The following is a 21,679-nucleotide window of genomic DNA, read 5'->3' on the forward strand; positions in this document are numbered from 1 at the left end:
GTCAGGCGGCGAATTGATGTTCGTCGACTTTTGTTAATCAGGAGATAAGTAATGAGCAAATCCGTGGCCGACGTCATGCAACTCGTCAAGGACGAGGACGTCAAGTTTGTCGACTTCCGTTTCACCGACACGCGCGGTAAAGAACAACACGTTTCGGTGCCGGTCTCGGCATTCGACGAAGACAAATTTGAAAGCGGCCACGCTTTCGACGGTTCGTCTATCGCCGGCTGGAAGGGCATCGAAGCGTCGGACATGCTGCTGATCCCGGATGCGGATACTGCGTTCATCGACCCGTTCTATGAAGAGTCGACGCTCGTGATGTCCTGCGACGTGGTGGAACCGGCAGATGGCAAAGGCTATGAACGCGATCCGCGCTCGCTCGCGAAGCGTGCTGAAGCGTATCTGAAGAGCTCGGGTCTCGGCGACGCCGCTTTCTTCGGTCCGGAACCGGAATTCTTCATTTTCGACTCGGTTCGCTGGAGCGCAGATCAGTCGGGCTGTTTCGTCAAGATTGGCTCGGAAGAAGCGCCGTGGTCGTCGTCGATGGAATTCGAAGGCGGCAACACGGGTCACCGTCCGGGTACGAAGGGCGGTTATTTCCCGGTGGCGCCGGTCGACACGTTCCAGGACATCCGTTCGGAAATGTGCCTGTTGCTCGAACAGATCGGCATTCCGGTCGAAGTGCACCACCACGAAGTGGCGGGCCAGGGCCAGAACGAAATCGGCACGAAGTTCTCGACGCTGGTTCAACGCGCAGACTGGACGCAACAACTGAAGTACATCGTTCATAACGTGGCGCACACGTATGGCAAGACGGCGACGTTCATGCCGAAGCCGGTCGTGGGCGACAACGGCTCGGGCATGCACGTTCACCAGTCGATCTGGAAGGACGGCAAGAACCTGTTCGCCGGCGACGGATATGCAGGCCTGTCGGAATTTGCGTTGTTCTACATCGGCGGCATCATCAAGCATGCTCGCGCGCTGAACGCGATCACGAATCCGTCGACGAACTCGTACAAGCGTCTCGTGCCGCACTTCGAAGCACCGGTCAAGCTTGCTTACTCGGCGAAGAACCGTTCGGCTTCGATCCGCATTCCGCACGTGTCGAACCCGAAGGGCCGCCGTATCGAAACGCGTTTCCCGGATCCGATGGCAAACCCGTACCTGTGCTTCTCGGCGCTGATGATGGCCGGTCTGGATGGCGTGCAGAACAAGATCCACCCGGGCGAAGCCGCTGACAAGAACCTGTACGACTTGCCGCCGGAAGAAGATGCAAAGATCCCGACCGTGTGTGCCGGCCTCGACGAAGCGCTGGACGCGCTTAACGCTGACCGTGAGTTCCTGACGGTCGGCGGTGTGTTCACCGATTCCATGCTCGACGCGTATATCGAACTGAAGACGAATGAACTGCAGCGCTATCGCCAGGCTGTGCATCCGATCGAGTTCGAAATGTACTACTCGCTGTAAAGCGCGTTGCATGGCGCGCGTGCTTCTTCGTTCGCTGTCTTGCGGAGAAGTGCGTCGCCTGACGCGAAGCAGGAGTGTCGAGTGATCGAAAAGGGACGGCGTGCCGTCCCTTTTTTTAATCGCCGGCACTTCTCCTGACAAGTTTCAAGACCGGGTCTCACTGCACGATGGTTCTCAAGAATCTCATCAAGGCGAGAAAGAGTCCTCCCGACAACTCGTTGTCCGACGACGCCGCGCTCGTCGCTACGCATTTGCTGCCGGGCATGGAAGCGCTGCCCACGGTCGTGCTTGTGCTCGACAAGTTGAGCCTCAAGATCGCGTTCGCGAATCCGTCGGCGGAAGCCATGCTGGAGCGCTCGCGCAAGCAACTGGCTCAAACCTCATGGCCTGAACTGTTCGCCAATGCGGACGAACTGGTGACGACCATTGCGTCGATTGCCGATCATCGTTTCAACGCAACGCATCTCGACGCCGTGCTCGAACGTCCCGGCCGCGAGCCGTTGCATGTTCACGCGATTGTTGCGTATCTGGAAGTCGCACCGAATTACGTGCTGCTCGAACTATTCGAGAACGAGCGGCATTTGAAGACCGACCGCGAGGAGCGTATTCACGATCTGACGGCGGTCAACAAGCAGCTGATTCGCAACCTCGCGCATGAAATCAAGAATCCGCTTGGCGGCATTCGAGGCGCAGCGCAACTGCTCGAGTTCGAGTTGGGCGCGCGTGAACGCGACGAGTTGCGCGAATACACGCAGGTGATCATCAAGGAATCGGATCGGCTACAAACCTTGGTAGACAGGTTGCTTGAGCCGCATCGGCATCCGCATATTGTTGGCGACGTGAATATTCACGAAGTATGCGAACGCGTGCGCGCCGTGATTCTCGCGGAGTTTCCGCGTGGCCTCACGCTCGATCGCGATTACGACGTGAGCGTGCCCGACTTGCGCGGCGATAAAGAGCAGCTTATCCAGGCATTGCTCAACATCGTGCGTAACGCGGCGGAAGCGCTGCGCGAACGCATTTCACAAGGCGATGCGCGTATCGAATTGCGTACCCGTATTGCGCGCAAAGTGACGATTGGCAAGCGCCTGCACAAACTGGCACTGGACTTGCATATCACTGACAACGGTCCCGGAATCCCGGAAGAGATACGCGACCGGATTTTCTATCCGCTTGTGTCCGGGCGGGAAGATGGAAGTGGACTGGGCCTTACGCTCGCACAGACGTTCGTGCAGCAGCACGATGGGTTGATCGAAGTGGAAAGCAAGCCTGGTTGTACCGAGTTCACCATCTTGTTGCCGTTCGGCGGCTGACCGGACGCCGATGAAGGATCGAAGTACCGAAGCATGGAGTCAAGGTTAAGGATCGATCACGAGGGTTCATCGACATTTTGAAAAGCGCTAGTACGCCTGACCGTTTCGACGGGCTTATACCGAACCACACGAAGACATCTCGCCGAACTATATGAAGCCGATCTGGATAGTAGACGACGACCAATCCATCCGCTGGGTGCTTGAAAAAGCGCTCGCAAGAGAGAACTTCGCCACGCGCAGTTTTTCCGGCGTCCGCGACGCGCTTATAGCGCTTGAACAGGAAAGTCCGCAAGTGCTTGTGTCCGACATCCGCATGCCGGGAGGTTCGGGACTTGAATTGTTGCAAACTGTGCGCGATAAGCTGCCCGGTTTGCCGGTCATCATCATGACGGCGTTCTCCGATCTCGACAGCGCCGTGGCTGCGTTCCAGGGCGGTGCGTTCGAATACCTGGCAAAGCCGTTCGATGTCGACAAGGCCGTTGAATTGATCCGCCGCGCCGTCGATGAAAGCATGCGCGGGGAAGCGGCCTACGATAACAGCGTCACCGAAACGCCTGAGATGCTTGGCCAGGCGCCGGCGATGCAGGACATGTTTCGCGCGATCGGCCGTCTGTCACATTCCGCCGCCACCGTGCTCATCACGGGCGAATCAGGCACCGGAAAGGAGCTTGTCGCGCGTGCGCTGCACCGCCATAGCCCGCGCGCGAATGGGCCGTTCATTGCGTTGAACACTGCTGCGATTCCGAAGGATCTGCTTGAGTCCGAGTTGTTCGGCCACGAGCGCGGCGCGTTTACGGGTGCGCAGGCGATGCGGCAGGGGCGGTTCGAGCAAGCTGAAAACGGTACGTTGTTTCTCGATGAAATCGGCGATATGCCGTTTGATTTGCAGACGCGTCTGTTGCGTGTGTTATCCGATGGGCAGTTTTATCGCGTGGGTGGCCACAACCCGTTGAAGGCGAACGTTCGGGTGATCGCGGCGACTCACCAGAACCTCGAATCACGCGTGCGGCAAGGGTTGTTTCGGGAGGACTTGTATCATCGGCTGAACGTGATTCGCTTGCGCCTGCCCGCGTTGCGAGAGCGTAGTGAAGACATTCCGTTGCTCACGCGGCATTTCCTGCAGAAAAGCGCGCGCGATCTCGGTGTCGAGCCGAAGCGCGTATCGGAAGATGCGCTTGGTTTTTTGGCATCGCTGCCGTTTCCAGGCAATGTACGGCAACTCGAAAACCTGTGTAACTGGCTGACCGTGATGGCGCCGGCGCAGACGATCGAGCAAAAGGATTTGCCGCCGGATCTCACGCCGACTCAGGAATACGCGGGTGAGAGCACTGCGTTGACCGCCTCGGCGGCGGAAATTGGCGGCGGGTCGAACGCGGCCCTATCGGGTGGTGCCGGCGGTTTGCCTGCATCGCTTGGTACGCCGCCTGCCGGCGTTCCCGCGAGCGTGTGGGAAAACGGCCTACGGACCGAGGTTGCGCGATTGCTTCGTGAGAATACCGCCGATGTCATGGACGAACTCGCGCGGCGCTTTGAAGCTGCGGTGATTCGCGAGGCGCTCGACTTCACGCGCGGCCGGAAAGTGGAAGCGGCCGAGCGGCTAGGGATCGGCCGCAATACGATCACACGCAAGATTCAGGAGTTGCACCTGGACGCCTGATGCCGGGTAGTGGAGGGCGTCTGCCGACGCCCTCGCCGCGGTTCTTCGCCTGCATTTATGGGCGTATTTGATAGCGAGCTTCTCGCCTCAAGTTCCGAACGAGACATAACGCAGTCGCCTGGCGCTTGGCACAGCTTCCGCGTTAACGCTCCACTGCCAGAGCACTCCCTATTCAGTTAATAGTTGCGATTACCGGCGCGTGATCCGACGGTTGTTCCCACTTTCTCGGCACTTTGTCCACTTCGCAAGCTGTGCATCGTGCGGCGAGTTCTGCCGTGACCAGAATGTGATCGATGCGCAGTCCCGCGTTACGACGGAACCCGAGCATCCGATAGTCCCACCAGGTGTAAAGCTTCTCCGGCTGCTCGAACATGCGGAAGGTGTCGGTGAGACCTAGTTCGATCAACTGCACGAAATGCGCGCGTTCTTCGGGCGAGACGAGGTTCTGGCCTTCCCACGCTTTCGGGTCGTGGACGTCGCGATCTTCCGGCGCGATGTTGTAGTCACCGAGCAGCGCGAGTTGCGGATAGGTCTTCATCTCGCCCTCGATCCAGTCCCGCAGCGCCTCGAGCCAGCGCATCTTGTACGCGAATTTTTCCGTGCCCGGAGCCTGGCCGTTGGGAAAATACGCCGAGATGATTCGCACGCCCTCGACCGTCGCGGCAATCACGCGTTGCTGCGGATCTTCGAACGCCGGGATATTGCGCACGACCGTGGTTTCGTCGACCGCCAGGCTGTCGCGTACCAGAATACCGACGCCGTTGTAGGTCTTCTGACCGGCGAACCAGCTTCTGTAGCCGACGGCCGCGAGTTCGGCGACGGGGAATTTGTCGTCGGTGAGCTTGAGTTCCTGCAAGCACAACACGTCGACGCCGCTTGTTGCCAGCCAGTCGATCACATGCTGTTGGCGGACCTTGAGGGAGTTGACGTTCCAGGTGGCAATTTTCATTTGATTGGTGCGGAGATTGACTCTCGTCAGTGATGAGCTGTTGGCGTGAGCGTTAAGCTGTCTATTGGTCTTTCGGCGTTATAGGCCCGATTGATTGAAGCGTGGGCGCAGCTTACCTGAGCCACCGGCCTTAGGTCCTCAAGGCGAAGGGCGTCAGTGATGGACCGGCACGGCGACAAGTTTCACCCCCAACGCAGCGGCCACTTTCTGGATGGTCTCAAATCGGGGTTTCGCCCCCTCAGCCAGCGACTTGTACAGGCTTTCGCGTTGCACACCCGCTTCGGAGGCAACTTTCGACATGCCGCGTGCTTTCACAACATCGGCAAGAGCGGACAGGAGAATGTCGGAGTTCCCCGAGGCAAGCGCCTCGTTCAGATAGGCCGCGATGGCCTCTTCGCTATCGAGATAGTCGGATGCGTCGAAAGTTGAAATGTGAGTTGAGTTCATTTCCGTTCCTGTCTGATTCGCTGCCACATGGCCTTCGCTCGGGCGATATCCGATATCTGCCCTTGCTTGCTTCCGCCGGCCAACAATAGATAAACCGTCAAGCCGTCACGCACGTAATACACACGATAGCCCGCGCCTGTGTGAATCCGCATTTCCCACACGCTGCCGCCGACGTCATGGCAATCGCCGAAATTTCCCAACGCGGCGCGTTTGATCCGGATCAAGATGGCGGCTCTTGCTAACACATCAGTCACGCCCAACAGCCAAGCCGAAAAGTCGTGCGTTTGATTGATTGTGTTCGTCATGCGTGTGGATCCCAGATAACGTTAAGTGGGATGCCTTGGTAAAGTGTATCCCACTGGATACGAAAACTCAAGGCATCGATTGAATGTAGTGATCTGATCTTGCTCACTCGGGAATCGGCATCGGAGTGATTTGAGCGTAGTGACGAAAGCCAACCATCGGGAAAGTGGAGTGGTCACTGTGATCGGTCGCCCAAGTTTGCTGTAGTCGACCAAATGGCTAACGTGGCCAGCACTCCGGAAATCGAGCTTTCTGTCCCGCTACAATCATCGAAACACTTGGCGAAAGGACAACCTCATGGACCTGATCATTCGACACGCAGCGCTCGCAGATTCCCGCGATCTGGTGGACATCGGCATCGAAGGCGGGCGTTTCACCGCGATCGAACCGCAACTCGCCGCCGCTGCACCGGAGGAAATCGATGCCGCGGGTTCTCTTGTCACCGCGCCGTTCGTCGATGCGCATTTCCACATGGACGCCACGCTGTCCTACGGTTTGCCGCGGGTGAACGCGTCGGGAACGCTGCTGGAAGGGATCGCGTTATGGGGTGAGCTGAAGCCCGAGTTGACACAGGACGCACTGGTCGACCGGGCGATGCAGTATTGCGACTGGGCCGTCGCGCGTGGCCTGCTCGCGATTCGATCTCACGTGGATGTCTGCGATCCGCGTCTGCTCGCCGTGGAGGCGTTGCTGGAAGTGAAGCGCCGTGTGAAGCCGTATCTGGACTTGCAACTCGTTGCGTTCCCGCAGGACGGCGTTTTGCGGAGCAACGGCGCGTTCGAGAACCTGAAGCGCGCGATATCAATGGGCGTCGATGTAGTCGGCGGCATTCCGCATTTCGAACGCACGATGGCCGATGGCGCCGAGTCCGTGCGCCTTCTTTGCGAGTTCGCGGCGCAGAAGGGCCTGCGCGTGGACATGCATTGCGACGAATCCGACGATCCAATGTCGCGCCATATAGAAACCTTGGCGTCGGAGACCCATCGGCTGGGTCTGCAGGGACGCGTCACGGGTTCGCACCTGACGTCGATGCATTCCATGGACAACTACTACGTGAGCAAGCTGATCCCGTTGATTCGCGACTCCGGCGTGGCCGCGATCGCGAATCCGCTGATCAACATCACGCTTCAAGGCCGCGCCGATACCTACCCCAAGCGCCGAGGCATGACGCGCGTGCCGGAGTTGATGGCAGCGGGGGTAGACGTAGCGTTCGGCCACGACTGCGTGATGGACCCGTGGTACAGCCTGGGCTCTGGCGACATGCTGGAAGTGGCGCACATGGGTCTGCACGTCGCGCAGATGACGGGCATCGATGCAATGCGTGCCGCGTTCGAAGCGGTGACGACGACGCCGGCGAAAATCCTGGGTATCGAAGGATATGGGATTGCCGTGGGCAACAACGCGGATTGCGTGGTACTGGACGCGCGCGACCCGGTTGAAGCGATTCGCTTGCGGGCGGCGCGAATAGCGGTGCTTCGTCGCGGCAAGGTGGTCAGCCGCGCGCCGGCGATGCGGGCGCAACTCAGTCTGGAAGGCCGGCCGGAGGAAGTGAATTTTCGGCTGGATCGATAAGTCGAGACCCCTCTAAATAAAGCACATAAAAAAACCGTTCCAACGCGAGTTGGAACGGTCTTCTTCAATCATTCAAACAGCGTCGCCGCTGTCATAACCTCAATGCGCCGTCTCCGGCGACATGCCGTTATGCCGCAACAGCGCATCGATATTCGGTTCCCGGCCGCGGAATGCCTTGAACGAGTCCATCGCTGGCCGGCTGCCGCCTACTTCAAGAATCTCGCGCCGGTACCGAATGCCCGTTGTCGCATCAAGCACTGATCCACCACCTAGCTTCGCGGCCTCTTCGAACGCGGCATACGCATCCGCCGACAGCACTTCCGCCCACTTGTAGCTGTAATACCCCGCGGCATACCCGCCGGCGAAAATGTGCGTGAAGGTATTGGTCCAACGGGAGAAAGGCGCTTGCGGCACGACGTGGAACCGCTCGTTGATCTCACGTGCGAAGTCGTTGACGTTCGTCGCGCCGGCCGGATCGTAGTCGCTGTGAAGCTGGATATCGAACATGGAGAGCACGATCTGGCGCAACGTGCCCAGACCGCTCTGGAAGTTCTTCGCGGCGAGCATCTTGTCGAAGAGTTCGCGCGGCAGCGTGGCGCCCGTGTCCACGTGAGCGGACATGTCGGTGAGTACGTCCCACTCCCAGCAGAAGTTCTCCATGAACTGCGACGGCAGTTCGACCGCATCCCATTCCACGCCGTTAATACCCGATACCCCAAGTTCATCGACGCGCGTCAGCATATGATGCAAGCCGTGCCCGAATTCGTGGAACAGGGTGATGACTTCGTCGTGGGTAAAACACGCTGGTTTGCCGCCAACGGGCGCGGAGAAGTTGCACGTCAGATACGCGACGGGCGTCTGAACGCCGCCTTCACGGCGTTTGTGCCGCGAGCGGGCGTCGTCCATCCAGGCGCCGCCGCGTTTGCCTTCGCGCGCATACAGGTCCAGATAGAACTGCGCGACGAGCGAACCGTCCTTGTTTTCGACGCGGAAAAAGCGCACTTCCGGATTCCAGACGGCGGCTTCATCGCGGCGGATACTCACGCCGAACAGCGTCTCCGTGACCTTGAACAAGCCCTTCAGCACGGCCTCTTGCGGGAAATACTGCTTCACTTCGTTTTCCGAGAACGAATAACGCTGCTGGCGCAGGCGCTCCGCGGCGAAGGTCGAGTCCCACGGCTGCAATTCCGGCATGCCGAGCTCGGTCGCGGCGAACGCACGCAACTCCATCCAGTCCTTCTCGGCGTGTGGGCGTGCACGCACAGCCAGGTCCTCAAGGAACGCAACCACCTGTTCCGGCGATTCCGCCATCTTCGGTGCAAGCGATACCTCAGCGAAGTTCTGATAGCCGAGCGCGTGGGCTTCTTCGGCGCGCAGCTTCAACTGCTCGACGACATTCGCCGTATTGTCCCAGTCTGGCTTGCCGTTGCCGTAGTTCGCACCCAGTTCGGAGGCGCGCGTCACATAGGCGCGATACATCGCTTCACGCAGCGGTCGATGCTCCGCGTACTGCATCACGGGGAAATACGAAGGGAAATGCAGCGTGAACTTCCAGCCCTCACGGCTTTCTTTCTGCGCGGCTTCGCGTGCCGCTTCGATCACGTCTTCCGGCAAACCGGCGAGTTCGCTTTCCTTGGTGACGACATACGAAAACGCATTCGTGGCATCGAGGACATGGTCGGAGAATGCCTTCGATAACGCCGCCTGTTCTTCCTGAACGCGCGCAAACCGGGGCTTTTTATCTTCGGGCAATTCGGCGCCCGACAAACGGAACCCGCGCAACTCGTTACTGAGCATTTTCTTCTGCTCAACTGAAAGCGATGCGTGTTCCTCGCTCGCCGCAATCGCCTTGTATTTCTCATAGAGCGCCAGGTTCTGCCCGACGCTCGCTGAGAACTCCGTCACGCGCGGCAAATTCTCGGCGTGGGCGGCGCGTAATTCGGGGGTATCGGCGACGGCATTCAGGTGGCCGATCACGCCCCACGCACGCGACAGGCGTTCGCTCGCGCGCTCCACGCTTTCCACGATGTCTCGCCACGTAGCCGGGGTCTCAGGCGCGCTGGCGTGATCGACGGCGGCTTTTGCATCGGCGAGCAGGACGTCGAGCGCGGGCGTCACGTGTTCCGGCTTGATGTCGTTGAAACGGGGCAGGTCGGAGAAGTCGAGCAGGGGGTTGCCCTGAGCTTGGGTCTGAGCTTGATTCGCGATATTCGATGGTGTCGAACTGGACATGACTCTCCCGGTCTCGGATAAAAATGGATGCGACGATGAACGTGACGCCGCGCCTGACACAGCGCGCGATTTCGACGGTTGGGCTATTCACTATTGTGGGGACGCTTCCGCCGATTCTCAAATCGATTCTGGCTAACGCGGCGATTTACCCGATCGGCGTGCCGGCTGTGCGTGTTGGTGCGGTAAGTGGGCGGCCGGTGCGCCCATCATGCATGTAAGCGCTGAAGAGCGTTGCCCCAACGCTTTAATCCCGATCCTGCTGCATCGCGCGTTCGGCCGCTTCGATGGTATTTACCAGCAGCATGGTGATGGTCATTGGCCCGACGCCGCCCGGCACGGGGGTGATGAAACCGGCCACCTCCTTCACGCCCGCGAAATCCACGTCGCCGCAGAGTTTGCCGTTCTCGTCGCGATTCATGCCTACGTCGATCACTGTTGCGCCGGGTTTGACCATGTCGGCGGTCAGGATATTGCGCCGGCCGGTTGCCGCGACGACCACATCCGCGTTGCGCGTCAGCGCGGCCAGATCGCGCGTTTTGCTGTGCGTGATGGTGACCGTGGCGCCGGCTTCGAGCAGCAGCATGGCCATTGGCTTGCCGACGATGTTCGAGCGTCCGATCACGACTGCATTCGCGCCTTCCAGCGGGATGCCATGCGCTTCGAACATCTTCATCACGCCATACGGCGTGCACGGGCGAAACAGCGGTTTGCCGGTCATCAGCGCGCCCGCGTTTTCGACGTTGAAACCATCTACGTCCTTGGCCGGCGCGATGGCTTCGATGACCTTGTGGCTATCGATATGTTTCGGTAACGGAAGTTGCACCAGGATGCCGTGCACGTTCGGATCGTTGTTCAGGTCGTCGAGCCGCGTCAGCAATTCGCTTTCGGTGAGCGTGGACGGGAAACGATCGAATACGGAATGCAAGCCGTTGTCCTGACAGGCTTTTACCTTGTTGCGGACGTAGACCTCGCTGGCCGGATTTTCACCGACGAGAATGACTGCCAGGCCGGGTTGCTGGCCACGGGCGGTCAGGGCGGCGGCACGTACGGCTACATCGGCGCGAAGGGTCTTGGAGAGGGCGTTGCCGTCGATGATTTGGGCGGTCATAGGAGGTCTGGGCGGAGAACAAGTCCGCTGCTTTTCTTGAGGGCGCAGGGTCGCAAGGGGCCTGTTGCGCCAGTGCGGCGCGGCGGTGCGGTGAGTGTTTGATTATACCGGACGGGGATGCGGGTGCGGCGGGCGGTGCGGCGCTTGGGACGATGGCCGGTTTGGGTCTGTCTGTATTTCTTGACGCTTTTTTGTCACTGGCCGGGAGGGGCGATTCGGCTTCGACCGGGCACAAACCAAAGCCACTGCCGCCGAGGCGCAAAAAGCCGCCCCTCGGCGTACCAGCGAGAAGCCCTAAAACCCCTATTGGGCCGACTGCGTCTGCGGCTTGTTGGACAGTGCCAGCCTGAGCAAATCCGCAACCGTATTCACGGAAAGCTTCTCCATGATGTTCGCGCGATGCGCTTCGACCGTCTTGATGCTGATACCAAGATCATCAGCAATCTGCTTGTTCAAACGCCCTGCAATAATCCGCTCCAGCACCTGATGCTCCCGCGCCGTCAGCTTGCCCAACCGCTCAGCCGCGGCACGCTGTTGCTGCACGCTCGAACTCTCGGTACGCGCTTTGTCCAGCATGCGTTCAACCAGCTTGCGCAACTCGGCTTCATCGAACGGCTTTTCGATGAAATCCATCGCGCCCTTCTTCATGGTCGACACAGCCATAGGCACGTCGCCGTGACCCGTCACGAAGATGATCGGCAGCAGCGAGTTTTCCGCAATCAGCCGCTCCTGCAATTCGAGACCGCTCATGCCGGACATCCGTACGTCCAGTATCAGGCACGAGATTGCGCCAGAATGGGCGATCGGGAGATACGCGTCGAGGTACGCCTCAGCGCTCGCAAAACACGAGACGCGGTAGCCATTGGCTTCAAGCAGCCAGCGCAAAGAATCACGCACGGCTTCATCGTCGTCGACGACAAAGACGGTTTCCTGAGTGGTGACTGTGCTCATAGCTCTCCCGTAACAGTTTGTTGTGTGGGTTGATGACTGAGAGCTTCCGGTCCGCTACTGCCCGGACCATCGGCTTCTCCGATTGGCAAACTGCAATGGAATGTGGCGCCAGTCACGGTGCCGGAGGCATCGATATTGTTCACCACCCAAAGACGTCCACGATGCGATTCTATGATCGATCGGCAAATGTTCAAGCCCATGCCCATACCGTCGGACTTGGTGCTGTAGAAAGGTTCGAAAAGGCGCTCGGCCGTGGCTTCGTCCACGCCGGGCCCCTGGTCCACTACGCTCACGCAGACAAACCCGCCGTCCACGCGCTGCACGAGCACGCGGATCACAGGATCGACGGCGTTCGGCTTGGCATCGTGCATGGCTTCCGCGGCGTTTTTCAACAAGTTCACGAGCACCTGCTCGATCAGCACCGGGTCCACATGAATCACGGGCATACGCGAGCGGATCTCGGTGAGAATGCGAATCTTGCGTTTGCGCGCTTCGATTTCCGCGAGGCCGACGGCATCCGCGACGATATCCGCCACGCGCGTAGGCTGGCGTTTCGGTTCGCTGCGCTTCACGAATTCGCGAATGCGCTTGATGATCATGCCCGCGCGCACCGCTTGCTGCGCCGTTTTTTCGAGCACGGGCAACAGCGCGTCCTGCGTCATGCGGCCCGATTTGACGAGCGCAACGCAACCCGAACAGTAATTATTGATCGCGGCCAAAGGCTGGTTCAACTCGTGCGCCAACGACGACGCCATTTCGCCCATCGTCATCAAACGGCTGGTGAATTGCAGTTTTTCTTCCTGCTGATCGGCCAGTTCCTGCGCCTGCTTGCGCGTGGTGATGTCGGTCGCAATCTGCATCTGCGCGAGATGGCCGTCCACCCACTGAATGTACTGGCGACGCACTTCGAACCACTTCTGGATGCTCTCCACATACACTTCCTGCGCGTCCGAGGTGCTTTCGGTCAGCGCGGTGGCGGGCAGGCCGGCGTAGGTATCGACCATATCGATGGAATCCGACGACGCCTGCGCCGTGTCGAAACCCGCGCCCGCCAGTTCGAGATGGCCGTCCGGGCGAATCCCGAACAGGTGCCGGTAATAGCGATTCGCGAACAGCAGTTCGGCTTCGTCGGCGGCGAGCACGGATACCGCCGCGTCGAGGCTTTCCAGCACGGTGGTGAAGCGTTCATGCGCGGCGGCGAGATCTTCACGAGCGCGGCGCGGCTCGGTAATGTCGGTCATCGACGACATCCAGCCGGTCTGCCGGCCTGAACTATCGATCAGCGGCGAGACATAAAGCCGCGCATGGAAGAACGAACCGTCCTTGCGACGCACGCGCAATTCGAAGCCGGATGAAGGCGCCTTGCCGCGCAAGGTCATATCCAGTTGCCGCTGCATTTCAGGATATGCGTCTTTCGGCCAGTACGGAAAGGGCGCCACTTTGGACACGAGATCGCTTTCGTCCCAGCCGGTCATCCGGCAAAACGCGGGATTCACGTGCGTGATGCGGCCGTGCATGTCGAGCACGCGCATGCCGATCAGCACTGAATTTTCCATCGCCCGGCGGAAAAATGCCTCGGCGTAGAGCGCTTGTTGCGCTTCAAAGCGTTGCCGGGTGTGTTTCCAGAGGCTCCACAAGCTCCACAACACAAAACAAGACAGGCCGGCGACCAGCCAGACGAGCGTGTTGTTCGTGAAATTCGTCAGTTGCGGATACGAATAAACGCGTACCGATACCCCCTGGCCCGGCGGATCGAGCGGCAGGTCGTAGAACATGTCGCGCGGCAGGCGCGGCCGGCTGGACGTGGTCGCGAGCTCGCGATTGTTCAGATCGGTAATGGAAATCTTGTACTTGGCGGAGAGTTCGCTGGGGATGTCATGCTTGAGAATCCCCTCGATGGAAAACACCGCCGCAATTGACCCGAGAAAATCGCGGTCGCGATAAACCGGCGTCTGCAACGTGATGTAGCCATTGCCTAAATCGTCGTACAGAAGTGGCGAGTAGACCTGCCGGCGGCTGGTGCGGGCTTCGTCGAAGGCGGACTGGACGGCGTCGTCCATCTGAGCATCCGTGGGCTTGGCGAGCCGTGAACCGAGCACGGGCAGCGGGGTATTGGGCCAGCGGGGCTTGTGCTGCGCCGTGTACCAGTTCATGTAGAGGATTTCGGGATGCCCCTGCATGATGTCGCCGGTGGAACTCTGGAACGTCTGCGGGTCCCCATGGCCCGTCGCGATGTCACGCGCCAACGCCTGAATCTGCTCCTGCGCCCCAGTCATGGAAAGCCTGATTTGCTGCTGCGCCCAAGCCACGTTACGGTAGAGCGTGTCTTCCTGCTGTTGCTGTTCGCGCCGGTTGAGACTCCACAAGATCAGGCTCATCACGACCAGGAAGACCAGAATCGAGATCAACGGGGTCAGCAAGTACGAGTTTGACCACCACGGTCCGTGGTGCCAGCGGGTCGGCGCCGAGTCGTTGGGTTTGCCCTTCGAGCGCGCCGAGCGTGCGAAAAGCCGTTCGGTCAACATGCGCGCAATTGTAACGCAGCGCCACACTGTTAAATGGCGTAAAAAGTCTTGAAAAGGCCCGCAATTGATCGCAAGGACACCAACGCGTCTAACAAAAAGTCCTTGTCCCACGGTGCGTTGCAGCATTTTTTCGCATTATGAGATTGAGTCTCATGATTCGAAAAATTGCTTGCGCTACCGTTCTGAGGCTCTTTAGAATTGCCGCACGCGCGCTTGTCCCTCATTGTTTTCCGCAATTGTGTCTTGCGGATGGCTTAAAGGCTCGCGTCGTCTGTTCACAGAGCGTTCCTCAAATCAGGAGACGAGCATGTCCGCTGTACCCGACGAAGTGATGAAATATGTCGCCAACGCCAAGGACGACGAAGATCCCCAGGAAACCGCTGAGTGGCTGGAAGCCCTCGACGGCGTGATTTCGGCAGTAGGTCCGGATCGCGCCCATTACCTGATCGAAAAGCAGATCGAATTCGCGCGCGTGCACGGCGAACATCTGCCGTTTTCCGCTAACACCCCGTACATCAACACCATTCCGGTCGCCGCCCAGTCGAAGATTCCCGGCGATCAGGACATCGAACACAAGATCCGCTCGTACACGCGCTGGAATGCCATCGCCATGGTGCTGCGCGCGGGCAAGGACACGAACGTGGGCGGCCACATTGCTTCGTTCGCATCGGCGGCCACGCTGTATGACGTCGGCTTCAACCATTTCTGGCACGCACCGTCCCCCGAACATGGCGGGGACCTCGTGTTCGTGCAGGGCCATTCGTCGCCGGGTGTGTACTCGCGTGCGTTTTTGCTCGGCCGCCTGAAAGCAAGTCAGCTCGATAATTTCCGCCAGGAAGTGGGCGGCGAAGGCATTTCGTCGTATCCGCATCCGTGGCTGATGCCGGACTTCTGGCAGTTCCCGACCGTGTCCATGGGCCTCGGCCCGATCATGGCGATCTATCAGGCGCGTTTCATGAAGTACCTGGATGCGCGCGGCATCATCAAGGCCGGCAGCCGCAAGGTCTGGGCATTCCTTGGCGACGGCGAAACGGACGAACCGGAATCGCTCGGCGCAATCGGCATGGCCGGCCGTGAACGGCTCGATAACCTCGTCTTCGTGATCAACTGCAACCTGCAGCGTCTCGACGGCCCGGTTCGCGGCAACGGCAAGATCATCCAGGAACTCGAAAGTGAATTCCGCGGTGCTGGATGGAACGTGATCAAGGTGGTGTGGGGTAGCCGCTGGGATTCGCTCTTTGCCCGCGATAAAACCGGTGCGCTGATGCGCCGGATGATGGAAGTGGTAGACGGCGAGTACCAGACCTACAAGTCGGAGTCGGGCGCCTACGTGCGCGAGCATTTCTTCAACACGCCGGAACTCAAGGCGATGGTGGCGGAATGGTCCGACGAGGACATCTGGAACCTGAATCGCGGCGGCCATGATCCGCACAAGATTTACGCGGCGTATTCGGAAGCATCGAAGACGAAGGGGCAGCCGACCGTCATCCTCGCCAAGACCATCAAGGGTTATGGCATGGGCGAAGCCGGTCAGGCCATGAACATCACCCATCAGCAGAAGAAGCTGCACACAGATCAGCTGATGAAGTTCCGCGATCAGTTCAAGCTGCCGATACCCGACGACCAGATCGCCGACGTGCCGTATCTGGAGTTCGACGAAGGGTCGAAGGAACTCGAGTACATGCGCGCTCGTCGCCAGGAACTGGGTGGTTATCTGCCGGCGCGCCGTCAGAAAGCCGAGTCGCTGCCGGTGCCGGATCTGTCGGCGTTCGAACCGGTGCTCAAGGGCACGGGTCCGGGCCGCGAGATCTCCACGACCATGGCGTTCGTGCGGATTCTCAACATCCTGCTGAAGGACAAGGCGCTCGGCAAACGCATCGTGCCGATCGTGCCGGACGAATCGCGTACCTTTGGTATGGAAGGTTTGTTCCGCCAGATCGGTATCTGGAATCAGGACGGCCAGAAGTACGTGCCGGAAGATTCCGATCAGTTGATGTTCTATCGCGAATCGGAAACCGGCCAGATCCTGCAGGAAGGGATCAACGAAGCCGGCGGGATGTGTGACTGGATCGCGGCCGCGACGTCGTATTCGACGCACGGCGAGATCATGATCCCGTTCTACATCTTCTATTCCATGTTCGGCTTCCAGCGTATCGGCGACCTGGCGTGGGCAGCGGGCGACATGCGTTCGCGCGGTTTCCTGCTGGGCGGCACGGCCGGGCGTACGACGCTCAACGGCGAAGGGCTGCAGCACGAAGACGGCCATTCGTTGATGTGGGCGGCGTCGGTGCCGAACTGCGTGAGCTACGACCCGACCTTCGGTTACGAACTCGCGGTGATCATGCAGGACGGTTTGCGTCGCATGGTGGCCGAGCAGGAAGACGTGTACTACTACGTCACGGTGATGAACGAGAACTACGAACACCCGGCGATTCCGCAAGGTGAAACGGTAGCCACCGACATCATCAAGGGCATGTACTCGTTCCGCAAATCGGATGCCGACGCAAAAACGCCGCGCGTTCAGCTGATGGGCGCGGGCACGATCTTCAATGAAGTGATCGCCGCTGCCGACCTGCTCAAGAACGACTGGAACGTGGCCGCCGATCTCTGGAGCGTTCCGAGCTTCACGGAACTGGCACGCGAAGGCGCGCAAGTGGAGCGCTGGAACCTGCTGCACCCGACGGAAGAACGCCAGGTCTCGCACGTGACGAAGCTGCTGAAGGACGCGAAAGGTCCGGTGGTGGCATCGACGGATTATGTGCGTGCGCTCGTCGACCAGATTCGCGGTTACGTGCCGAACAAGTTTGTCGTGCTCGGCACGGACGGTTATGGCCGTTCGGACACGCGCGAAAAACTGCGTCATTTCTTCGAAGTCGACCGCTACTGGGTCACCGTCGCGGCGCTCAATGCGCTGGCCGACGAAGGCACGATCGACCGCAAGGTCGTCGCCGACGCGATCAAGAAGTACGCGCTCGACCCCGCCAAACCCAACCCGATGACGGTTTAACGCATCGGCCCCCGAGTGTTGTTGCGCGAAGTCGCCTTGCCCCTGGCTTTAGCCTCGTGGCAGGGCGATTTTTCGCGTCGCGACCCAGGAGACAATGAACAATGAGTCAAGCGATCGAAGTCAAGGTGCCGGATATCGGCGATTACACGGACATTCCGGTGATCGAAGTGCTGGTGAAAGTTGGAGATACCGTCGAGAAGGAGCAATCGCTCGTCACGCTCGAATCCGATAAAGCGACCATGGATGTGCCAAGTTCGGCCGCTGGCGTCGTGAAGGAAGTGAAGGTCAAAGTGGGCGACAACGTGTCGGAAGGTGCGTTGATCGTCGTGCTGGAAGCGGCTGAATCCGGTGCTGCTGCTGCCGCTGCTGCACCGAAGGCCGCTGAAAAACCCGCTGAAGCGCCGGCGCAGGATAAGGCTCCTGCGGCGACTGCATCGTCGGGCGGCGGATCGGTTGAAGTGAAGGTGCCGGATATTGGCGACTTCAAGGATATTCCGGTCATCGAGGTGAATGTGAAGGTCGGCGACAAGGTCGAGAAGGAGCAATCGCTCGTTACGCTCGAATCCGATAAAGCCACCATGGACGTGCCGTCGCCCGCAGCGGGCACGGTCAAGGAACTCAAGGTCAAGGTCGGCGACAACGTCTCGGAAGGCACGTTGATCCTCGTGCTGGAAGGCGGTGAAGGATCGGCTGCCGCGGCCGCTGTTGCTCCCAGGCAGGAAGCACCGAAGACAGAAGCGCCTTCGGATGCACCGGCCAAAGCCGCGCCCGCCCAGAAAGAAGCACCGTCCGCACTCGCGCTCGCACCGGCGATTCCCGCTGGCGAAGGCTCGCGTACGTCGAGCCATGCATCGCCGTCAGTGCGCAAGTTTGCGCGCGAACTCGGCGTTGACGTGTCGTCCGTAACGGGTTCGGGCCCAAAGAACCGCATCACGCAAGCCGACGTGACCGCGTTCGTGAAGGGCGTGATGAGCGGCCAGGGTAAAGCGCCGGCGGCAGCCGCCGCAGCGCCTGCCGGTGGCGGCGAGTTGAACCTGCTGCCGTGGCCGAAGATCGATTTTACGAAGTTCGGTCCGGTCGATCCGAAGCCGCTCTCGCGCATCAAGAAGATTTCGGGTGCGAACCTGCATCGCAACTGGGTCATGATTCCGCACGTCACGAACAACGACGAAGCCGATATCACCGACCTGGAAGCGCTGCGTGTGACGCTGAACAAGGAAAACGAAAAGGCCGGCGTGAAGTTCACCATGCTCGCGTTCGTGATCAAGGCGGTGGTCGCCGCGTTGAAGAAATTCCCGACGTTCAATGCGAGCCTCGACGGCGACAACCTCGTCTTCAAGCAGTATTACAACATCGGTTTTGCCGCCGATACCCCGAACGGTTTGATGGTTCCGGTGATTCGCGACGCGGACAAGAAGGGCCTCGTCGATGTCGCCCGCGAGATGGCCGATCTGTCGAAGGCTGCACGTGAAGGCAAGCTGAAGCCCGACCAGATGCAAGGCGGATGCTTCTCGATTTCGTCACTGGGTGGCATCGGCGGAACGCATTTCACGCCGATCATCAATGCGCCTGAAGTGGCAATTTTGGGGTTGTCGCGGGGCGCGATGAAGCCGGTGTGGGACGGCAAGGCGTTTGTACCTCGCCTGATTCTGCCTTTGTCGCTGTCGTACGATCATCGGGTTATCGATGGCGCCGAGGCCGCGCGGTTCAATGCCTACCTTTCTGCTGTGCTGGCGGATTTCCGTCGCGTGAGTTTGTGATGTTTGTGCTTGGCGGGCCGCTTATGTTGGCCCGCTAGCCGCTTCATTGAACTTGCATTGCACTGCACTTTGCTAGTCGCCCCTGTGCGGGGCGGCACTTACTTTCTTTGAATTGCCAAAGAAAGTAAGCAAAGAAAGGCAAGTCTGCCGACGGCAGAACCAAGGGCCGCGCGTTGCATCCTTTGGTTCTGCCCGCTTCCTTTTTAGGGGACAACATGAGTCTCACCGAACTTAAAGTACCCGATATCGGCGATTTCAAAGACGTCGATGTCGTCGAAGTAAATATCAAAGCCGGCGACGCCATCGAAAAAGAACAAGGCGTCCTCACCCTCGAATCCGATAAAGCGTCCATCGAAGTCCCCAGCGATCTCGTCGGTACGGTCAAGGAAGTCAAGGTAAAAGCCGGCGATAAAGTCTCGCAAGGCACCGTGATCGCATTGGTGGAAACGGCCGACGCCGGCAGCGAAAAGCCGGCAGCGCCCGCTGAAAAGCCCGCTGCGGCGAAAGCCGATGCACCGGCGCCGAAAGAAACGGCCGCGTCCAAGCCCGCTGAACAAAAACCCGCAGGCGGTGGATCGCAAGACGTGAAGGTGCCGGATATCGGCGATTTCACCGACATCCCGGTCATCGAAATTCACGTGAAGGCAGGCGACACCGTCGAGAAAGAACAATCGCTCGTCACGCTCGAATCCGATAAAGCGACCATGGACGTACCGTCGCCCGCAGCGGGCACGGTCAAGGAAGTCAAGGTCAAGATCGGCGATAACGTCTCCGAAGGCGTCGTCATCCTCACGCCTGAAGGCCAGGGCGGCGGTGTCAGCCAGGTTGAGGAAAAACCGAAGACCGCCGCGCCGCAGCCGGCCGAAAAAGCGACTGCCGCGCCCGCACCGAAAGCCGCGTCGTTCTCCGGTTCCGCCGATATCGAATGCGACATGCTCGTGCTCGGCGCCGGCCCCGGCGGTTATTCGGCCGCGTTCCGCGCAGCTGACCTCGGCATGAACACGGTCATCGTGGAACGTTATGCAACCCTTGGCGGCGTATGTTTGAACGTTGGCTGCATTCCGTCGAAAGCCTTGCTTCACGCTGCCGCGATCACCGACGCCGCGAAGGAACTCGCGCACCACGGCATTTCCTTCGGTGAACCGACGATCGATCTCGACAAACTCCGCGACTTCAAGTCGGGCGTCGTCAAGAAACTGACCGGCGGACTGGCCGGCATGGCGAAGGCGCGCAAGGTCCAGGTGGTCACGGGTGTCGGCAAGTTTGTCGGTCCGAATCACATGGAGATCGAAGGCGAGGGCGGCAAAAAGGTCGTGCAGTTCAAGCAGGCGATCATCGCAGCGGGCTCGCAAGCCGTGAAGCTGCCGTTCATGCCGGAAGATCCGCGCGTGGTGGATTCAACCGGCGCGCTCGAATTGCGCCAGATCCCGAAACGCATGCTCGTGATCGGCGGCGGCATTATCGGCCTGGAAATGGCGACGGTGTATGCGTCGCTGGGGGCGGAAATCGACGTGGTCGAAATGCTCGATGTCCTGATGGCCGGTGCGGATCGTGATCTCGTGAAGGTGTGGGAGAAGTTCAACGCCAAGCGTTTCGCGAACGTCATGCTCAAGACGAAAACGACCAAGGCGGAAGCCAAGGACGACGGCATCTACGTGAGCTTCGAAGGCGAAAAAGCGCCGGCTGAAGCACAACGTTATGACCTCGTGCTCGTGGCGGTCGGCCGTAGCCCGAACGGTGGGAAGATTGGTGCGGACAAGGCTGGCGTGGCGGTGACGGATCGCGGTTTCATCAACGTCGACAAGCAGTTGCGCACGAACGTCGAGCATATCTTTGCTATCGGCGATCTGGTTGGCCAGCCGATGCTCGCGCACAAGGCCGTGCACGAAGGCCACGTTGCAGCGGAAGCGGCGCATGGTGAAAAGGCGTACTTCGACGCATTGCAGATTCCGTCTGTCGCTTACACCGATCCCGAAGTGGCGTGGGCCGGCAAGACCGAAGATCAGTGCAAGGCTGAGGGAATCAAGTACGGCAAGGCCACGTTCCCGTGGGCCGCGTCGGGCCGGGCGATTGCAAATGGTCGCGACGAAGGTTTCACCAAACTCATCTTCGATGAAGAAACGCACCGGATTATCGGTGGTGGAATCGTCGGGACGAATGCGGGCGACCTGATCAGTGAAGTGTGTCTGGCGATCGAGATGGGCGCGGACGCGGAGGATATCGGCAAGACGATCCATCCGCACCCGACGCTCGGCGAATCGATCGGCATGGCCGCCGAGTTGTACGAAGGTGTGTGCACGGACCTGCCGCCGCAGCGCAAGAAGTAAGGCGCGGTTGGCTGGTTAAAGAGCGGCGCGTCCTGTCAGGAACGCGCCGTTTTTTTTCCGG

14 protein-coding genes are annotated in these 21,679 nt (G+C 59.8%); 7 read left to right on the plus strand and 7 right to left on the minus strand.

Annotation, left to right across the window (positions count from 1 at the left end):
* Positions 1–51: 51 nt before the first annotated feature.
* The 3 genes from glnA to ntrC all read left to right on the plus strand — a co-directional run bounded on the left by glnA (position 52) and on the right by ntrC (position 4,437).
* A complete protein-coding gene (gene glnA, locus ACSQ36_RS05625) occupies positions 52–1,467 on the plus strand; it encodes a type I glutamate--ammonia ligase (protein ID WP_213763361.1) in 1,416 nt (471 codons plus the stop codon).
* Positions 1,468–1,634: 167 nt separating this feature from the next.
* Positions 1,635–2,780, plus strand: a complete 1,146-nt coding sequence (glnL, locus tag ACSQ36_RS05630; protein ID WP_213763359.1) for a nitrogen regulation protein NR(II) — start codon at positions 1,635–1,637, stop codon at positions 2,778–2,780.
* A 151-nt stretch (positions 2,781–2,931) separates the two neighbouring features.
* On the plus strand, positions 2,932–4,437 hold the full coding sequence (ntrC, locus tag ACSQ36_RS05635) for a nitrogen regulation protein NR(I) (RefSeq protein WP_436181180.1): 1,506 nt from the start codon (positions 2,932–2,934) through the stop codon (positions 4,435–4,437).
* Positions 4,438–4,609: 172 nt separating this feature from the next.
* On the opposite strand, the gene xth is transcribed toward ntrC, so the two are convergent.
* From xth to ACSQ36_RS05650, 3 genes are all read right to left on the minus strand, one after another.
* Positions 4,610–5,386 carry an exodeoxyribonuclease III gene (gene xth, locus ACSQ36_RS05640; protein WP_436181181.1) on the minus strand — a complete coding sequence of 259 codons (777 nt, stop codon included), beginning with the start codon at positions 5,384–5,386 and terminating at the stop codon, positions 4,610–4,612.
* Positions 5,387–5,539: 153 nt separating this feature from the next.
* Positions 5,540–5,833, minus strand: coding sequence for an addiction module antidote protein (locus ACSQ36_RS05645; RefSeq protein WP_213763349.1), 294 nt, complete (start codon positions 5,831–5,833; stop codon positions 5,540–5,542).
* Positions 5,830–6,138, minus strand: a complete 309-nt coding sequence (locus ACSQ36_RS05650) for a type II toxin-antitoxin system RelE/ParE family toxin (protein WP_213763347.1) — start codon at positions 6,136–6,138, stop codon at positions 5,830–5,832. The genes ACSQ36_RS05645 and ACSQ36_RS05650 overlap by 4 nt, the downstream gene beginning before the upstream one ends.
* Positions 6,139–6,433: 295 nt before the next feature.
* Here ACSQ36_RS05650 and ACSQ36_RS05655 point away from each other — a divergent pair, with 295 nt between their 5' ends.
* Positions 6,434–7,708: an amidohydrolase family protein gene (locus ACSQ36_RS05655; protein WP_436181182.1), complete on the plus strand. Its 1,275-nt coding sequence runs from the start codon at positions 6,434–6,436 to the stop codon at positions 7,706–7,708.
* 99 nt (positions 7,709–7,807) lie between these two features.
* Here the strand turns inward: ACSQ36_RS05655 and ACSQ36_RS05660 are convergent, their stop codons facing one another.
* The 4 genes from ACSQ36_RS05660 to fixL all read right to left on the minus strand — a co-directional run bounded on the left by ACSQ36_RS05660 (position 7,808) and on the right by fixL (position 14,524).
* On the minus strand, positions 7,808–9,940 hold the full coding sequence (locus tag ACSQ36_RS05660; RefSeq protein ID WP_436181183.1) for a M3 family metallopeptidase: 2,133 nt from the start codon (positions 9,938–9,940) through the stop codon (positions 7,808–7,810).
* 244 nt (positions 9,941–10,184) lie between these two features.
* The gene (gene folD, locus ACSQ36_RS05665; protein ID WP_213763342.1) at positions 10,185–11,048 is read right to left on the minus strand and encodes a bifunctional methylenetetrahydrofolate dehydrogenase/methenyltetrahydrofolate cyclohydrolase FolD; all 864 of its coding nucleotides are present in this window, start codon (positions 11,046–11,048) and stop codon (positions 10,185–10,187) included.
* 303 nt (positions 11,049–11,351) lie between these two features.
* Positions 11,352–11,999: an oxygen response regulator transcription factor FixJ gene (gene fixJ / locus ACSQ36_RS05670; RefSeq protein WP_089165612.1), complete on the minus strand. Its 648-nt coding sequence runs from the start codon at positions 11,997–11,999 to the stop codon at positions 11,352–11,354.
* Positions 11,996–14,524: an oxygen sensor histidine kinase FixL gene (fixL, locus tag ACSQ36_RS05675; protein WP_436181184.1), complete on the minus strand. Its 2,529-nt coding sequence runs from the start codon at positions 14,522–14,524 to the stop codon at positions 11,996–11,998. Before fixL ends, fixJ begins: the two co-directional genes overlap by 4 nt.
* A 307-nt stretch (positions 14,525–14,831) precedes the next feature.
* Between fixL and aceE the strand changes: the two genes are divergently transcribed.
* The 3 genes from aceE (at position 14,832) to lpdA (ending at position 21,618) form a co-directional block, all read left to right on the plus strand.
* Positions 14,832–17,531: a pyruvate dehydrogenase (acetyl-transferring), homodimeric type gene (aceE, locus tag ACSQ36_RS05680; RefSeq protein ID WP_436181185.1), complete on the plus strand. Its 2,700-nt coding sequence runs from the start codon at positions 14,832–14,834 to the stop codon at positions 17,529–17,531.
* Positions 17,532–17,632: 101 nt separating this feature from the next.
* Positions 17,633–19,291 (plus strand): dihydrolipoyllysine-residue acetyltransferase, encoded by a 1,659-nt coding sequence (gene aceF / locus ACSQ36_RS05685; RefSeq protein ID WP_436181186.1) that lies wholly within the window; start codon positions 17,633–17,635, stop codon positions 19,289–19,291.
* A gap of 215 nt (positions 19,292–19,506) precedes the next feature.
* Positions 19,507–21,618, plus strand: coding sequence for a dihydrolipoyl dehydrogenase (gene lpdA / locus ACSQ36_RS05690; protein WP_436181187.1), 2,112 nt, complete (start codon positions 19,507–19,509; stop codon positions 21,616–21,618).
* The last annotated feature ends 61 nt before the right edge of the window (positions 21,619–21,679 follow it).

This window comes from Caballeronia sp. LjRoot34, assembly GCF_964253815.1.
Lineage (GTDB): Bacteria > Pseudomonadota > Gammaproteobacteria > Burkholderiales > Burkholderiaceae > Caballeronia.

Bases quoted from the DNA above. Each gene is read 5' to 3' on its own strand.
- glnA (WP_213763361.1), top strand. From the start codon at position 52: ATGAGCAAATCCGTGGCCGACGTCATGCAACTCGTCAAGGACGAGGAC.
- glnL (WP_213763359.1), top strand. From the start codon at position 1,635: ATGGTTCTCAAGAATCTCATCAAGGCGAGAAAGAGTCCTCCCGACAAC.
- ntrC (WP_436181180.1), top strand. From the start codon at position 2,932: ATGAAGCCGATCTGGATAGTAGACGACGACCAATCCATCCGCTGGGTG.
- xth (WP_436181181.1), bottom strand. From the start codon at position 5,386: ATGAAAATTGCCACCTGGAACGTCAACTCCCTCAAGGTCCGCCAACAG.
- ACSQ36_RS05645 (WP_213763349.1), bottom strand. From the start codon at position 5,833: ATGAACTCAACTCACATTTCAACTTTCGACGCATCCGACTATCTCGAT.
- ACSQ36_RS05650 (WP_213763347.1), bottom strand. From the start codon at position 6,138: ATGACGAACACAATCAATCAAACGCACGACTTTTCGGCTTGGCTGTTG.
- ACSQ36_RS05655 (WP_436181182.1), top strand. From the start codon at position 6,434: ATGGACCTGATCATTCGACACGCAGCGCTCGCAGATTCCCGCGATCTG.
- ACSQ36_RS05660 (WP_436181183.1), bottom strand. From the start codon at position 9,940: ATGTCCAGTTCGACACCATCGAATATCGCGAATCAAGCTCAGACCCAA.
- folD (WP_213763342.1), bottom strand. From the start codon at position 11,048: ATGACCGCCCAAATCATCGACGGCAACGCCCTCTCCAAGACCCTTCGC.
- fixJ (WP_089165612.1), bottom strand. From the start codon at position 11,999: ATGAGCACAGTCACCACTCAGGAAACCGTCTTTGTCGTCGACGACGAT.
- fixL (WP_436181184.1), bottom strand. From the start codon at position 14,524: ATGTTGACCGAACGGCTTTTCGCACGCTCGGCGCGCTCGAAGGGCAAA.
- aceE (WP_436181185.1), top strand. From the start codon at position 14,832: ATGTCCGCTGTACCCGACGAAGTGATGAAATATGTCGCCAACGCCAAG.
- aceF (WP_436181186.1), top strand. From the start codon at position 17,633: ATGAGTCAAGCGATCGAAGTCAAGGTGCCGGATATCGGCGATTACACG.
- lpdA (WP_436181187.1), top strand. From the start codon at position 19,507: ATGAGTCTCACCGAACTTAAAGTACCCGATATCGGCGATTTCAAAGAC.